Raw genomic sequence first — 15603 nt, forward strand, 5'->3', positions numbered from 1 at the left:
TTCAGTCTCTTTCTTGATAACCCTAATCAGGCCATGAGGTTAATAGGGTTACTTTTGATATGGGAAGTTTTCACGCCAGTGATGAGCAATGTCAATACGACGACAGCACCAAACATCATCGAACTGTTTTACATATTCCAAGAATCGACGTAAACCAGCGATACGAGCAGGGCGACCAATTAGGCGGCAATGTAAACCAATGGATAGCATTTTTGGTGATTCAGCCCCTTCAGCATACAAGGTATCAAAGGCGTCTTTTAAATACTGAAAGAAGTGTTCACCCGTATTAAAACCTTGTAATGCAGCAAAGCGCATATCATTAGTATCCAATGTATAAGGAATCATTAACTGAGGAATACCCGCTTCTTCTTTCCAAAAAGGCAAGTCATCACTGTAATCATCTGCGTTATATAAAAAGCCACCTTCTTCAGCCACTATACGATTAGTGTTAGGACCGGTACGCCCTGTATACCAACCCAGTGGACGGCTACCTGTTAAGCGCTCAATAATTTCAATTGCCTTGTGCATATGCTCACGCTCAGTGTCTTCATCAACATATTGATAATCAATCCAACGATAGCCGTGACTACAAATTTCATGACCTGCATCGACAAAGGCTTTTGCCACATCAGGATGACGCTCTAACGCCATTGCAACTGCAAAAATTGTCAGTGGAATATCCATTTCTTTGAACAGATTTAATAATCGCCAAACCCCAGCTCGACTACCATATTCATAAATAGATTCCATGCTCATATGACGCACGCCTTCACGGGCATCCGTACCGACCATTTCGGATAAAAATGCCTCGGACGCTTTATCGCCATGAAGAATGCAGTTTTCACCACCCTCTTCATAATTGAGCACAAATTGCAGTGCCACTCTCGCCTTATTAGGCCATTTTGGATGGGGAGGATTAGCCCCATAGCCAGTGAGGTTTCTTGGATAATCAGACATAAAGTGGCACTCCGTGAAAATTTCTTTTTAAATTTATAGTTGTTAAAACTAAATAGATACGTTAAAAAATATGAGTATTTTATCAACAAGTGCCAGAAGCACATAAAGGTGAAATAACATCTCTATGTGTCAACTTTAAAACAAGTGAAACACTTATTAAACACCTGAAACTAAAATTTCATACTTTAAATGCATTTAATTTCATTTATCAGGTTTCATTGGCATCAAAACTGCACTATTTCTAATTACTTACCTTTTTCCCACAAAGGTAATGATGTTTAAAGCTAGATCAAATTTCATTTTGTAATACAGACCAACTGTTAGTGATAACCCAAAACAGCATTTTCATACTAGGGTTATATCAAATTGAATCTAGAATAGGTTTTACCTAGTTCTTATGAATAGAGATGTGAATGTGACGAATACCCAAATAAGTAACACTAACCAAGAAGAACAGGTTATTCCTGTTTTAGCCCCCCGATTAATACTCAAAAACATAACCAAGGAATATCCAGGCTGCCTTGCCAATGACAAGGTGAATATGTCCTTAGATAAAGGAGAAATTCACGCCCTGTTAGGTGAAAATGGCGCAGGAAAAAGCACCTTAGTTAAAACAATTTACGGGGTCGTTTCCCCTAATGCGGGGGAGCTTATTTGGGAAGGTTCCAAGGTAAACATCAGCAATCCAGGTAAAGCAAGAGAGCTAGGCATTGGCATGGTATTCCAGCATTTCTCTTTATTTGAGACGCTGACTGTCAGCCAAAACATTGAGTTATGCCTTAGTAAAGCACAGCTTGATGCTATTCCAAACCTGTCACAACGCATCTCAGATCTCTCTCAACAATATGGACTTGATGTTAACCCTGACAGATTTGTTCACGCTTTATCAATCGGCGAACGTCAAAGGGTTGAAATAATGCGATGCTTAGTACAGTCCGTTAAATTACTCATTTTAGATGAACCTACCTCAGTTCTAACGCCTCAAGAAGTCGCCAGCCTTTTTATTGTCCTAAAACAGCTTGCTAAAGAAGGTTGCAGCATTCTTTTTATCAGTCACAAGCTGCATGAAGTCACTGAAATATGCCACAGCGCCACCATTCTAAGAGGAGGAAAAGTCGTTGAAACCTGTAACCCAAACCAAGAGACACCTGCAAGCTTAGCCAAAATGATGGTTGGCGATCTAGCAGAGCAAGATGCCGGTTACACCAAAAAAGTAGGCAACAGAGTAAGACTAAAAGTAAAAAACCTTAATCTGGACAGTGCACAGCCTTTTGGAACACGCTTAAAAGACATTAATTTTGACCTCATTGGTGGTGAAATATTGGGTATCGCTGGGGTGGCAGGCAATGGACAAGAAGAATTAATGTCAGCCATAAGCGGTGAGGATAACAGAGCAGCTGCCAAGATGATTTATCTAGATGACATTGCGATTGGCCATTTCACTGCAGGCAAAAGGCGAAAATTAGGCATGGCTTATGTGCCAGAAGAAAGGTTGGGAAGAGGTGCTGTTCCTGACATGAGTCTAAGTGAGAACACCCTGTTAACCCATTCAAAAGGTTTTATAAAACATGGTCTGGTGGATTGGAAAAAATTAAAAACCTATGCCAGTCAGCTTATTAATGATTACAAAGTAAAATGCCACGGTGAGTTTTCTGAAGCACAGAGTTTGAGTGGTGGCAATCTTCAAAAATTTATTATGGGCAGGGAAATAGGTCAATCCCCCAAGGTCTTAATATGTGCACACCCTACTTGGGGCGTGGATGTGGGTGCCGCGTTAGCCATTCATCAAGCTTTATTAGCCTTAAGAGATGAAGGGGCGGCTATTTTATTAGTATCAGAAGACATAGATGAACTTTTCTTATTAGCAGATCGCATGGCGGCAGTGTGTGATGGCTACTTATCTCCCCTTGTTAGAAGTGAAGAAACCAATATTGATCAAATAGGGCAATGGATGGCAGGCACCTTTATTGAAACTACCGGCTCACAAACGGAGGCAAACTTATGATTCAAATCACCCCCAGAATTGAAGCCAGCAAGTTTATGACCTTTGCCTCTCCTTTATTAGCTATTTTACTCACGCTTATTTTTGGTTCTATTCTCTTCACTGTATTAGATAAAGACCCTCTTGAAGCCATGCACTTACTGTTAATTGCACCTTTGTCAGATGCTTATAACATCAGTGAGATGCTGGTCAAAATGGGGCCACTACTCCTTTGCGCCGTGGGTCTTTCCCTTTGCTATCGTGCCAACCTATGGAACATAGGCGCGGAAGGTCAGCTTTTAATGGGCGCTCTAGGTGGCAGTGCCGTGGCATTACAGTTTGTTGATTCAGAAGCTTGGTTTGCATTACCTCTGACCTTAATAGCAGGCATCATAAGCGGTATGATTTGGGCAGCTATTCCAACATTGCTAAAACTTAAATTTAACTCAAACCTCATTCTCACCACCATCATGTTTAATTACATTGCTCTGTATATGCTGCTGTGGGGAGTACATGGTCCATTAAGAGACCCTGAAGGCTTTGGATTTCCCGAGTCAGCTATTTTTTCAGACGCCACTTTATTGCCGCTTTTAAGTGAAGATGGGCGAGTTCATATCGGCATACTATTCGCGATTTTGCTGTCTATTTTTGCCGCTTTCGTATTAGCCAAAAGCCACTTAGGGTTTCAAATTCGCGTCTTTGGCGCGGATGAGCCAGCGGCAAAATATGCAGGCTTTAATCACAAAAAACTTACCTGGTGCGTCATGTTATTTGCAGGAGCACTCGCAGGCCTTGCCGGTGTATCAGAAGTCGCAGGCCCAATAGGCCAACTGGTTCCAGGCATTTCGCCAGGTTATGGATATTCAGCCATCATTGTCGCCTATCTTGGTCGATTACACCCCCTTGGCGCCCTGCTTTCAGCCACCTTTATGGCGGTACTTTATATGGGAGGCGACCTCGCCCAAATAGAAATGGGCATCCCCATTGCCGTCGTGGGTATGTTTCAAGGGGTGCTTTTATTTTTTCTTCTGGCTTGTGATTTCTTTATTCATTATCGCCTCACTTTCACCTCCTATTCTCAATATAAACACTAGGTTGGAAATTTTTTATGGATATTGATTTTATTACTCAAATTTTATTTGCAGCCATTAAAACCGGAACCCCTCTTTTATTGATCGCCCTAGGGGAGGTCATTTGTGAGAAATCAGGTGTATTAAATTTAGGTCAGGAAGGCATGATGCTAATGGGGGCGGTTGTTGGCTTCTTAGCCGCTTACACAACAGGCTCAGCTGGACTAGGTATTATAGGAGCAATCTTAATGGGCATGATAATGAGTTTGATTTTTGCCTTTCTAGTGCTCCACCTTGGCGCAAATCAGGTAGCAACAGGCTTAGCGCTGACCATTTTTGGAACAGGCCTAAGTGCGTTTGTCGGCGCTGATGTTGTTGGCCAAACCGTACAAGGCTTTCAACCTATCATTATTCCACTCTTATCAGACATTCCTATATTGGGCAAAGTCCTCTTCACCCATGACCTGCTCGTTTATGTGTCATTCGCAATGGCAGGCGCCGTTGCCTATGTGGCGAACAAAACGCGCACAGGTTTAATCCTAAAAGCGGTGGGTGAAAACCCCCATGCAGCTAACGCGATTGGCATCAAGGTATTAAGAGTACGTTATTGTGCCATCATGTTTGGAGGCGCGATGGCAGGATTATCAGGTGCCTACATGTCACTGGTTTATACCCCTATGTGGATTGAGAACATGTCCTCTGGCCGAGGCTGGATTGCATTAGCCTTGGTAGTTTTTGCCTCATGGCGTATCGGTAATATCATGCTTGGTGCCTACTTATTTGGTCTAGCAAGCATCATGCACCTTGTTCTTCAAGGCATGGGATGGTCAATCTCCCCTAATCTATTAGCTATGCTTCCTTATGTGGCAACTGTGGTGGTCATGGTTATTATTAGTGCAGATCACTTTAAAGAGAAACTACTGGCGCCTAGGTCCCTTGGGAAACCGTTTGATCCAAGACAAATGGCCTAATACTTGCTGTATGCGCACGAAGGGAAAACCTGTATCAAGGTTAATATCTATCTAAACACTTAAAATGCCCCAGGGCGGAGGAGTAGAAATGAGTTTTAAACGCTTATTGGTAGGATTAGGTCTAGTGGCAGGCATGAGTTTAGCTCAAGCTGAAGAGCCTTTTAAGGTCGGTTTTGTTTATGTTGGCCCCATTGGAGACCATGGTTGGAGCTATGAACACAACCGAGGAAGAGAAGAGCTACAAGCTTTTTTTGGAGATAAAATAGAAACCTCATTTGTGGAAAATGTACCAGAAGGTGCAGATGCCCAAAGGGTAATTACGCAATTAGCCAAATCGGGTAATGATCTTATTTTCACCACCTCATTTGGGTTTATGAACCCAACACTCAAAGTGTCTAAGCGCTTTAAGAATACAACCTTTGAACACGCGACAGGTTACAAACGCTCTAAAAACATGGGAACTTACACCCTAAGAACCTATGAAGGCAGGTATGTTTCTGGTGTAGCGGCAGGCATGCTAACCAAAACCAATACCTTGGGCTACATAGCCTCATTCCCTATCCCTGAAGTGTTCCGTGATATTAATGCGGTCTATATGGGTGCCAAGACAGTCAACCCTGACATAGAAATGAAAATTGTTTGGGTAAATACTTGGTACGATCCGGGCAAAGAAACCGATGCTGCCAATGCCTTGATAGACCAAGGTGTTGATATCATGATGCAGCACACAGACAGCCCAGCACCTCTGATTGCAGCACAAAAAAGAGGCATTAGAGGGATAGGTCAAGCATCAGACATGAGCCACTTTGCGCCAGATGCCCACATATTCTCCATTCGTGACAACTGGTTCCCTTATTATTTAAAAACAACCCAAGCTGTGATGGATGGTACTTACCAGCCACAAGACTTCTGGGGTGGTTTTAAAGATGACATGCTTAATGTCTCTTCCATTAACACTAACCTTCCGATCGAAGTAAGAAGTAAAATTGATGAGACTTACAATGCTATTCGTTCTGGTGAGTTAAAGCCTTTTACAGGGCCGATTAAAGACAATAGCGGTAAGCTTGTTGTTGAAGCGAATCATACCCTAACAGACATAGAGCTATCTCAAGTAAACTGGTACGTGGAAGGCATCAAGGCTAAAATGCCGAATTAATTTTTACGCTACCTAATTGAAATTAAAGGGGTATCATAATTTGATACCCCTTTTTTGTTAGCACTACTAGCCAATTGTGTTAACCAAGGTTAATATATGAAACTATAATTTCAATATTTAAAAAATAGAAAGGAAAGTAACATGGGATATTTGACCACTCACGTTCTTGATACTACTAATGGCGTTCCTGCTAGCAAAGTTGCCATCAAATTGTTTAAAATCACTGATACTAAAGAACTGATTGCAGAAACAACAACCAATAGTGATGGCCGTTGTGATAGCCCTATTTTGGCAGAAGCCGACTTTGCTAAAGGTAAATATGAACTTGAATTTGCTATTGGTGATTACTATCGCCGTCTTGGCGTTCAACAAGAAGAGCCTCTATTTTTAGATGATGTGGTACTGCGTTTTGGCATTAATGACGAAAGCAGTCATTACCATGTACCTGTTCTAGTATCTCCATACAGCTACAGCACTTATCGCGGCAGCTAGTTAACTATTTGGTGAGTTAAAAGGCATAAATGCACTTTCAATTTTCTAACCTATTGAAGAAGACGTTATTATGAATACCCATTGGATTAAAGAAGCAGCTAGATTAGAAGAGTCAGGGATTGATTTTGTCATGGTCTCTGTTCTTTCAATCAAAGGCTCAACTCCGCGTGAAGTGGGTGCCCGTATGATAGTCACAGCAAACCACAGCTTTGGCACAATCGGCGGTGGTCATCTTGAGTTTAAGTCAATTGAAAGTGCTCGCGAGCAGTTAAAACAAAACCAAGCTCAAATTACAACTCAGGACTTTCCGTTAGGGGCAACACTGGGGCAATGTTGTGGTGGCTTTGTGTCAGTCCTATTTGAGACAGTGATACAACCTAAGTTTCACCTTGCCATTTTTGGGGCAGGCCATGTCGGCCGAGCAATCATTAATTGTTTAAGCCAAATGCCTTGTCAAGTTAGCTGGGTTGATAGCCGTTCAGATGAATACCCAGACACAATTCCACAACATGTTAAGCAGATTATTAGCGACTACCCTGTTGATGAAATTGCCGATATGCCAGAGCACACCTATTACCTTGTGCTAACTCATAATCATCAATTAGATCTAGAGCTAAGCGAAGCTATTCTAAAACGTGGTGACAGTGCCTTTTTAGGTGTGATTGGCTCTAAAACTAAGAGCGCACGTTTTAAACACAGATTACGAGACAAAGGATTTTCTAAAGAACAAATTGCGCATATGCAATGCCCAATGGGAGAGAAAGAAATCATCTCTAAACAACCTGGGGAAATTGCCATCTCTACCTTAGCCCATATTCTAAAAGTGCGTGCAGAACTTGAAAATAGGCTTAACAAGGCAGAGAATATGACATCAGAATCATTGGAAGTGTTAGACAAATCCGAAAACTCAGCGCCTATCAAGGCTGCTGAATCAAACGAGGAGTCTAAATAAAAATAGGATGTAATCTTGATACAAAAAGTTGACCTGTTAGACCTCGCCTTCAGCATGCCAAAAACTGAGCTTCACCTGCACATTGAAGGCACCTTCGAAGCCGAACAAATGTTTGAGTTTGCCCAGAGAAACAATATAGCACTCACCTATTCATCTATTGATCAGCTTAAACAAGCCTATTCCTTTGCCAATTTACAGGAGTTCCTTGATCTTTATTATCAAGGTATGTCCGTCTTAATCACAGAACAAGACTTTTATGAGCTGACCATGGCCTACCTCACCAAGGTTCATGCTCAAAATGTCGTTCACGTTGAAATATTCTTTGACCCACAAGGGCACCTAGAAAGAGGCATTCCTTTTTCGACTCAGATTAATGGTATCTATCGCGCCCTTAAAGAAGCTGAATCAAAATGGGACATGACCTTTAAACTCATCATGTCTTTCTTACGCCATTTAAGTGAAGAAAGTGCATTTGCCACATTAGAACAAGCCATCCCCCATCTGGAAAAGATTTATGCGGTCGGTCTGGATAGCTCAGAGCTTGGCCACCCACCTGAAAAATTTTTAAGGGTATTTAAGGCCTGTCAAAACTTAGGGCTAAAAGTAACAGCCCATGCCGGTGAAGAGGGCCCTGCAAAATACATCTGGCAGGCAGTGGATGATATAAAGGTTGATAGAATTGATCATGGCAATCGCTCTTTAGAAGATAAAGACCTAATCCATCGACTTAATCACGAGCAACTCACTCTCACAGTGTGCCCTTTATCTAATGAAAAGCTATGTGTCGTTGATGATATGAGCCAGCACCCTATTCGTGAAATGTTAAGCCATGGGCTTTTAGCCACAGTCAATTCTGACGACCCTGCTTACTTTGGTGGCTATATGAACGAAAACTACCAAGCCTTAATTGAGCAATCAAAAATCACAATAGCCGAGCTAAAACAATTAGCTAAGAATAGTTTTAACGGAGCATGGATGCCTGCTGACAAAAGACAAAAGTACCTGTCTCAAATTGATGAGCTATTTGCCTTCACCTAAAAAACAACCAAATGAGCATAGAAGTTGTCACATCATTGACCGCTATGCTCACCATTCTTTCAAATAACATAAAAATATGATTTTCGTCCTATTTCATTATGATATTATGATGAAAATTTTAACCCTATAGGTATAACAATGGGCTTTGACAGCCAACAGATCGAAACTTTCTTTCGCCTACAAACGAACTCTCGTTATGATGCCATCATGACACACTGCAAACAGCAAAAAGACCTTTGGGTTTTACATGATGAAGACGGCTGCATTTTAGTCGATCTTGGCAAAGATAAAGTACTGCCAATTTGGCACGATCAAGAGCTTGCTAATCAATGGCGTGGCAACGAATACGAATCGTCTCAAGCCTTACATATTAAATTCACAGATTTTGTGGAAAAGTGGTTACCAGGCATGGCTAAAGATGGTTTTAATCTTGGCATTGCACCTAATCTTGCTGGAGAAGGCATTGTTGTCAGTCCAGAAGAGTTTGCGACTGATATTGGTGTCAAACTGGCTCAAGAAGATTAGCGAATATCATCCACTCATTGTTGATAATGATATTTTCAAAAAAGCCCGATAATAGAAATATTATCGGGCTTTTTGATATTCAGTAAGAGGTATTAAAACGTTAAACTAAGCTAATCAAAATGAAACCAGCCTACCTATGGCATTAATCTGTTTTAAACTTGCCAACAAGTAACTGAATTTTAGCGCTTAACTCTGTTGTATGCTGACTACTGGAAGCCGTCTCTTTAGAACCTGTTGCCGTATGATCCACATGCTCATTAATCACTTCAACTGTTCGACGAATTTCTTCAATTGCAGTATTTTGCTCTTCAGTAGCGGCGGCAATTTGCTGGTTAATGGCACTGATTGACGCCACTGATTCGGTAATATTTGATAAAGACACGCCCGATTCTCGACTATTGTCAACACACGCAAGCGCACGCGTTTTACTCTCACTCATTCGCATAACGGCATCTTTAGCGCCTATTTGAAGCTTTTCAATCATTAGCTGAATTTCCGAGGTAGAATCTTGCGTTCTTTTTGCAAGGGTTCTCACCTCATCAGCAACCACTGCAAAACCTCGCCCTTGCTCACCTGCTCTAGCCGCTTCAATCGCTGCGTTTAAAGCCAATAAATTAGTTTGATCAGCAATACCTCGAATAACATCCAATACAGACCCTATTTCATCCGAATTTTGCGCTAAGGTATTAATCACATTTGCAGCGCTATCAATATCCGATTGTAAAAGGTTAATATTTAAAATCGCATCATCAACCACCTTTAATCCAACCACAGCCGCTAGATCAGATACATTTGCTAAATCAGCTCCTTTAGCGGCATTCGCTGCGACCTCTTGTACAGCAGGTAAAATTTGTTCTAAGGCAACCAGCAGCTGCTCAATACCAACCTTCTGCTCAGCCACAGCCCTGTCGGTTGAATTGGCCGTTTGGCTTAATTGCGTCGAAGAAGATGTAATTTCATCAATAACATGACGCAACTCAATCACCACATGCTGAATCTGATTTGCAAAAAGGTTAAAGCCGCGCCCCAAGCTAGAAAGCTCATTACTGCCTTTTTCATAGAGACGTTTACTTAAATCCCCGTCACCTTCACCAATATTTAACATGGCATGAATAGCATGCTGAAGCGGTTTGAAAAGCGCCTGCATAATAAAAACAATTAAGCCAATAACCAGTAAGGCAACAATGATTTGACTAATAAAGCTCGCTTTAAGCCAATTCGATGCATCTTGCTGGGATTCAAAAAGAGCCTTTGCTGTTCTTTGATCTAAGGTGTTGAAAAACTTATTTACTGGGTTAAAAATGGCTTTCACTTCATTGTGATATTTTTGGTCGAAAACAATACGTGCGGCAAAAGCCTCAACAGATTCACCGAGATTTACATCAAAAGGACCAGATACAACTCGACCAGCCTTAATAGACTCCATGGCTTGGGTTTCAGTGGCCACCAGCTTATTAGAGTTTTTTGCAGCTTGAGCAAGCAAATCAAATTCCGCTTTCGAAAAATTCAGCTCCCTCATAATGTCAGCCTGCTTTTTTCTTTGCCCTGGATACAAGGCAGGATTCACATTGTTCGGTCGTGCAGTTTCACCTGCACGCCATTTAATAATATTCCAATAGGCATCCCAGTATTTTTGCTCTCCTGTCACAACATAAGTACGACTTAAACGCGTTAAGTCTAAGGATGTCTGCCTAAACTCATCGGCTAATAAGTAAGAAAGGTAACGGGTTTGACTACTTACTTTTTGATCTTCATTTTTATAAGTCGCAACATTTTGACAGAGGATAGCAATCAAGATTAGCGCCATAATTGCCACTAAAATAGCAATTAACCGAGTTTTAATTTTCATCTAAAAAACCTATTAAAGAAAAATTTAATAAAGTTTGGCGATCATATAAATAAAAGCTATTTAATGAGGATAAAAAAATATTTTTTATCTATACAATCATTCACTTTAATTTCAAACCAAGCAAAAAAACCAAACACTTAATAACACTTGGTAACGTTTAGCTTCGATTATAGAAAATATTTTTTCATCTTAATATAAAATAAAACAAATAATTCAACAAAATTTTCATTTTTCTTTATTTTTCAATGCTGATTTAAGTTTATTTTCTAATTTGAAGTGTTAGATTTTAAACACAACAAAAATACAAAAACTTACATTCACAGTGTGATATCTGTTATTCAAATATTAAAAAGTAAAGATTGCCAAAGCCAGCCAAGAAGCAAATTTACGCTGCATTGAAATGCAAATAAGCCACTAGGGAATCTGCGATTAAGTCACCTCTTCTCAGTCTGATTTTTTTAGACATGTGGAAAAAAGTGTCAAGCAAGGCGTGACTTTGACCTTTTTTCTGATAAGAGGTGTAGGTACCTTTCGAGAAGTAACAACACGAGAAAGCATGCGGAAGAAAAATAAAACGAAGTAACAGAAATGGAGCGAGATTAAGAAAACATCAGATGGATCTTCTCTTGCATAGAGGAAAAGAGTGAAAGCCATATAAGCCCTCACTCAATCAGATTAATACTTTAAACCTATCTTTAAATAAATGAAGCTCATTAGCCAGGCAGGCCCTATCATTAAAAACTGCAAATCTTTCAAAAAGGAAGGCTTTTTACCTTCTACTTTATGACCGTAAAACTGCAAGAACCAAAGAAAAGCAAACCATAACAAAGCAAAAGTCAGTAAGTAGTCTGGGAAAATCATTTCAAACACCGTCATACTCCAATAACAAACCAATAAAAAGAGCGCCATTCCTAAGGTTAATGAAACAGATAAACGGCTATAAAATAACAAGGTAAAAACACAGGCTATAGAGGCGTAATTTAAATGAGGCGAAATAGACACGAACATATCTGGGACAGGTAAAACATAAACAAATACCATGACAGTCCAAACAATTTGCGGAACACAAAACCAATGAATTGCTTTATTTAATTTATTTTGATGGCTCTCACCATACTCATCCAACCAAGTTTGCATAGACTTAGCCATAAACCACCTACCTATTTTTATTTTTAATCTATCTAACCCTTATTAGGTTAGCTCAGGTTTAAGTTAGCAAAAACAGCGTCAAGCAGAATTACCTCTGGCGTCCACTTTATTGACCTTACGAGCCAAAGCGAGATAAGCTTTAAAGAATATAGACAAATAAGAATAAAAGAATGTCAGTAAAACGTGTCTCAATACATTGGGTGAAAGCCATTTTAGCCGCGGCAAAAACCTTAGGAATAGAAACAGAACAAATCCTTAATGCCACTCAAATCACCTTAAATTTAGAGAAAAATCAACCAAGCTATCTATCATTAGAACAGACCCAAATCATCTGGCAGCAAGCAGAAAAGCTTAGTAATCATGACCATTTTGGCCTAATTATGGGGCAAGCCTTTCGCCCTTCCTACTTTCATGTGGTCGCTTACCTTGCCATGACAAGTGCCAACCTAAAACAAGCTTATTTACACTTTCTGAAATTTTTTCCTCTTATTTCTGAGGCGGCTAACTTATCTCTTCATTATGAAGGGAAGCAAGCTTGTATTGTTTTCACCCCTCAGATTGACCAGACACCTTTTAGTCGGCATCAATATGAATCAGCATTAACGCTCATATTGACCTTTACTCGCTGGCTTATTGGTAATGACGCATTTGCGCCTACAAATGTTATGTTCGAGCACCCTCAAGGCACTGATCTGGCTCTTTATCAAAAGACATTTTCTGTGATACCTAAGTTTAATCAAGCAAAAACCTGTATCTATATCCCTGCAAAGGCACTGGAACACGAATTAGTCGATAGTGATACTGACTTGAACCGATTACATTTGGAGCACGCCAATAGCTTACTTGCTCGCCACTTAAACCGGAGTTGGCAGGAAGTCACTCGCATGACAATTATGCAACTAGGTATACCAGACATTAGTAAGCAGGGTGTCGCTCAGCAGCTAAATATCAGTCCAAGAACACTTCAAAGAAGGTTAAAAGAAGAAGACATTCATTTTCAGTCTTTATTAGATGAAATGAAAAAAGAGCTCAGCCTAAAGCAGATTACAGAGACAGATATCCCCTTTAAGCGTATTGCCAATGAACTGGGTTTCGCTGAAGCTTCAACCTTTTATCGGGCGATCAAACGTTGGTTTAACACCACACCTCAGACCCTAAGACAAAGAGGCAGACATAAATAAAGCGCTTATTAACATGAAAACCTAAAGCTGCCTTTTAATTTCGTTTATACACCCCATCATTGAAAGATGCGATTAATAGATCAATAGGAAAAAGGTTTATGCAATATTCTAAATTAGGCAGTAGTGGACTCTCTGTTTCTAGAGTATGTCTTGGTTCCATGACATGGGGTTCTCAAAATGTACAAAAAGAAGCGGACGAGCAAATTGAGTATGCTTTAGCACAAGGCATTAATTTTATTGATACTGCTGAAATGTACGCTGTACCTCCAACCGAAAAAACCTATGGTCGAACGGAAGAAATTATTGGTGATTGGCTATCACGCCATCCAGAGCGTCGTTCAGAAATCATTTTAGCCACCAAGATTGCTGGACCGGGTCTGCCCTATATTCGATCAGGTGCTCCTCTTAGTGCAGAAAGTATCTTTGCCGCTGTCGATGCATCCCTTGCTCGCCTGCAAACGGACTATATTGACTTATACCAACTCCATTGGCCTAACCGTACAACGCCACATTTTGCAAAACACCACCCTGGCACAGTCACTTTTAGTGAGATAAACCATAAAGAGCACTCAAATCAGATGCTGGAAATATTGCAGGCGCTGAATGAATGCATGCAAGCAGGTAAGATTCGCCACTTTGGTTTATCGGACGATACACCTTGGGGTATTAATGAATATTTGAGCTTAAGTGAAAAGCATCAGCTGCCTCGCCCCGTGTCTATTCAAAATGAATTCAGCTTATTGCACGCAAAAGATTGGCCTTATTTAATCGAAAACTGCATTCATAAAGATATTGCTTATTTACCCTGGTCTCCTCTGGCAACGGGCGCTTTAACAGGCAAATATTTAGACGGTGCTCGCCCTGATGGCAGCCGCTGGAGTTTCGCTCAGCGCCATGGTTTATTTCGCGATACCAAACTGTCTAATCAAGCGGTCAGCGAGTACCTTAAAGTAGCCGCTAAGCACCAATTAAGCCCAGCTCAATTAGCGCTAGCTTGGTGTGATCAAGTTGATGGCGTGACGTCAACCATTATTGGGGCGACGAATATGCAGCAACTAAAAGAAAACATAGATGCTTTTGAACACAGCTTAAGTGAGCAGGTGATGACGGATATTAATAGTGTATACCGTCAATACCCTATGCCATTTTAAGTTTGACACGATGAAATTAAATCGCTTCTTTTCAGCCTTATCAGAAAAAGCGTTCAGTAAAAAAGTCCAAAAACTGTCTAATTAAGGAGTTTACGATAATCTATTTACTGTCTTTTAGTATGAGTATTCACAAAAGGCAGTAAATAAGGTAAAACGGCTTCATGAAAATACCTAAAAGATTACAACCATTAGTTGAAGATGGTTTGATAGACGAAGTCATTAGTCGTCTCATGAGCGGCAAAGAAGCCGATGTTTATGTAGTACGATCTAATAATGAGATTCAATGCGCCAAAGTTTATAAAGAAGCGGCTAAACGTAGCTTTAAAAAAGCAGCCTTATATCAAGAAGGTCGCCGAGTCGGTAATAGCCGTCGTGCAAGAGCCATGGAGAAAGGATCCAAGTACGGTCGAGCACAGCAAGAAGAAGTTTGGCAAAATGCTGAAGTCGATGCACTGTATAAATTAGCTGCGGCTGGGGTACGAGTACCTAAGCCTTATGGTTGTTATGACGGTGTACTTCTGATGGAGCTCGTTGCTGATGATGATGGTGATGTCGCTCCCAGATTAAGCGATGTTTTTCTCACCTATGAACAAGCAATCGAAGATCATGCCTTAGTGATGCACTATGTCAAACTGATGCTTTGTGCTGGTATGGTTCACGGTGACCTTTCTGAATTTAATGTCTTAGTCGACAGTTATGGTCCGGTGATTATCGATCTCCCTCAAGCCGTTAATGCGGCGGCAAATAACAATGCGTTTGATATGCTCAAGCGCGATGTTGAAAACATGGCATTATATTATGGTGAATATGCACCCGAGTTAAAACACACTCGATACGCACAAGAGATGTGGGCTTTATATGAAGATGGGAAGCTTACTCCTGATACCCAATTAACAGGCTTGTGTGAAGACGATGGCGATGCTGCCGATGTAGACAGCGTACTCGAAGAAATTAAAGCCGCTTTTGCCGAAGAAGAGGAGAGACTCGAACGTATTCGATTTGCTCGTGAAGGCGATACCGCAGACTAAAGCAAATAAAGCGAGTGACTATCAAAAGTGATACAAAGCGTAAGCATTTGATCAGTTAACGTTTTTGTCACTTTGATAGCTTAATATTTTTGATAGAATCAAG

The 15603-nt window shown here is 40.7% G+C and carries 14 protein-coding genes; 11 read left to right on the plus strand and 3 right to left on the minus strand.

The features are described 5' to 3' along the window. Nucleotides 1-48 precede the first annotated feature (48 nt). The gene (puuE, locus tag MED121_RS09685; RefSeq protein ID WP_009833498.1) at nt 49-957 is read right to left on the minus strand and encodes an allantoinase PuuE; all 909 of its coding nucleotides are present in this window, start codon (nt 955-957) and stop codon (nt 49-51) included. Between the two features lie 397 nt (nt 958-1354). Here puuE and MED121_RS09690 point away from each other — a divergent pair, with 397 nt between their 5' ends. From MED121_RS09690 to MED121_RS09725, 8 genes are all read left to right on the plus strand, one after another. Continuing rightward, nucleotides 1355-2962, plus strand: a complete 1608-nt coding sequence (locus MED121_RS09690; RefSeq protein ID WP_009833499.1) for an ABC transporter ATP-binding protein — start codon at nt 1355-1357, stop codon at nt 2960-2962. After that, nucleotides 2959-4032 (plus strand): ABC transporter permease, encoded by a 1074-nt coding sequence (locus MED121_RS09695; protein ID WP_009833500.1) that lies wholly within the window; start codon nt 2959-2961, stop codon nt 4030-4032. Before MED121_RS09690 ends, MED121_RS09695 begins: the two co-directional genes overlap by 4 nt. A gap of 14 nt (nt 4033-4046) precedes the next feature. Next, a complete protein-coding gene (locus MED121_RS09700; protein ID WP_009833501.1) occupies nt 4047-4979 on the plus strand; it encodes an ABC transporter permease in 933 nt (310 codons plus the stop codon). An 88-nt stretch (nt 4980-5067) separates the two neighbouring features. Further along, entirely contained in the window at nt 5068-6135 is a 1068-nt protein-coding gene (locus tag MED121_RS09705) for a BMP family ABC transporter substrate-binding protein (protein WP_036179889.1), read from the plus strand. A 141-nt stretch (nt 6136-6276) separates the two neighbouring features. Next, complete coding sequence (uraH, locus tag MED121_RS09710) at nt 6277-6627, plus strand: hydroxyisourate hydrolase (RefSeq protein WP_009833503.1); 351 nt, start codon at nt 6277-6279, stop codon at nt 6625-6627. 70 nt (nt 6628-6697) lie between these two features. Then, complete coding sequence (xdhC, locus tag MED121_RS09715) at nt 6698-7579, plus strand: xanthine dehydrogenase accessory protein XdhC (protein WP_009833504.1); 882 nt, start codon at nt 6698-6700, stop codon at nt 7577-7579. 15 nt (nt 7580-7594) lie between these two features. Then, nucleotides 7595-8617, plus strand: coding sequence for an adenosine deaminase (locus tag MED121_RS09720; RefSeq protein ID WP_009833505.1), 1023 nt, complete (start codon nt 7595-7597; stop codon nt 8615-8617). 138 nt (nt 8618-8755) lie between these two features. Continuing rightward, nucleotides 8756-9142: a DUF2750 domain-containing protein gene (locus MED121_RS09725; protein WP_009833506.1), complete on the plus strand. Its 387-nt coding sequence runs from the start codon at nt 8756-8758 to the stop codon at nt 9140-9142. Nucleotides 9143-9284: 142 nt separating this feature from the next. Here the strand turns inward: MED121_RS09725 and MED121_RS09730 are convergent, their stop codons facing one another. Continuing rightward, nucleotides 9285-10991, minus strand: a complete 1707-nt coding sequence (locus MED121_RS09730) for a methyl-accepting chemotaxis protein (RefSeq protein ID WP_009833507.1) — start codon at nt 10989-10991, stop codon at nt 9285-9287. Between the two features lie 675 nt (nt 10992-11666). Then, nucleotides 11667-12140 carry an Mpo1-like protein gene (locus tag MED121_RS09735; protein WP_009833508.1) on the minus strand — a complete coding sequence of 158 codons (474 nt, stop codon included), beginning with the start codon at nt 12138-12140 and terminating at the stop codon, nt 11667-11669. A gap of 170 nt (nt 12141-12310) precedes the next feature. Between MED121_RS09735 and MED121_RS09740 the strand changes: the two genes are divergently transcribed. The 3 genes from MED121_RS09740 to MED121_RS09750 all read left to right on the plus strand — a co-directional run bounded on the left by MED121_RS09740 (nt 12311) and on the right by MED121_RS09750 (nt 15500). Then, complete coding sequence (locus MED121_RS09740; protein ID WP_009833509.1) at nt 12311-13321, plus strand: AraC family transcriptional regulator; 1011 nt, start codon at nt 12311-12313, stop codon at nt 13319-13321. A gap of 98 nt (nt 13322-13419) precedes the next feature. Further along, entirely contained in the window at nt 13420-14472 is a 1053-nt protein-coding gene (locus MED121_RS09745; protein WP_036179892.1) for an aldo/keto reductase, read from the plus strand. A 161-nt stretch (nt 14473-14633) separates the two neighbouring features. After that, complete coding sequence (locus MED121_RS09750) at nt 14634-15500, plus strand: PA4780 family RIO1-like protein kinase (protein ID WP_009833511.1); 867 nt, start codon at nt 14634-14636, stop codon at nt 15498-15500. Nucleotides 15501-15603 lie beyond the last annotated feature (103 nt).

It is taken from the genome of Marinomonas sp. MED121, from assembly GCF_000153025.1.
Classification (GTDB): domain Bacteria; phylum Pseudomonadota; class Gammaproteobacteria; order Pseudomonadales; family Marinomonadaceae; genus Marinomonas.

Excerpts from the sequence above, each read along its gene's own strand:
- xdhC (WP_009833504.1), top strand. The coding sequence starts at position 6,698 with ATGAATACCCATTGGATTAAAGAAGCAGCTAGATTAGAAGAGTCAGGG.
- MED121_RS09745 (WP_036179892.1), top strand. The coding sequence starts at position 13,420 with ATGCAATATTCTAAATTAGGCAGTAGTGGACTCTCTGTTTCTAGAGTA.
- MED121_RS09730 (WP_009833507.1), bottom strand. The coding sequence starts at position 10,991 with ATGAAAATTAAAACTCGGTTAATTGCTATTTTAGTGGCAATTATGGCG.
- MED121_RS09690 (WP_009833499.1), top strand. The coding sequence starts at position 1,355 with ATGAATAGAGATGTGAATGTGACGAATACCCAAATAAGTAACACTAAC.
- MED121_RS09735 (WP_009833508.1), bottom strand. The coding sequence starts at position 12,140 with ATGGCTAAGTCTATGCAAACTTGGTTGGATGAGTATGGTGAGAGCCAT.
- MED121_RS09740 (WP_009833509.1), top strand. The coding sequence starts at position 12,311 with ATGTCAGTAAAACGTGTCTCAATACATTGGGTGAAAGCCATTTTAGCC.
- puuE (WP_009833498.1), bottom strand. The coding sequence starts at position 957 with ATGTCTGATTATCCAAGAAACCTCACTGGCTATGGGGCTAATCCTCCC.
- MED121_RS09695 (WP_009833500.1), top strand. The coding sequence starts at position 2,959 with ATGATTCAAATCACCCCCAGAATTGAAGCCAGCAAGTTTATGACCTTT.
- MED121_RS09705 (WP_036179889.1), top strand. The coding sequence starts at position 5,068 with ATGAGTTTTAAACGCTTATTGGTAGGATTAGGTCTAGTGGCAGGCATG.
- uraH (WP_009833503.1), top strand. The coding sequence starts at position 6,277 with ATGGGATATTTGACCACTCACGTTCTTGATACTACTAATGGCGTTCCT.
- MED121_RS09725 (WP_009833506.1), top strand. The coding sequence starts at position 8,756 with ATGGGCTTTGACAGCCAACAGATCGAAACTTTCTTTCGCCTACAAACG.
- MED121_RS09700 (WP_009833501.1), top strand. The coding sequence starts at position 4,047 with ATGGATATTGATTTTATTACTCAAATTTTATTTGCAGCCATTAAAACC.
- MED121_RS09750 (WP_009833511.1), top strand. The coding sequence starts at position 14,634 with ATGAAAATACCTAAAAGATTACAACCATTAGTTGAAGATGGTTTGATA.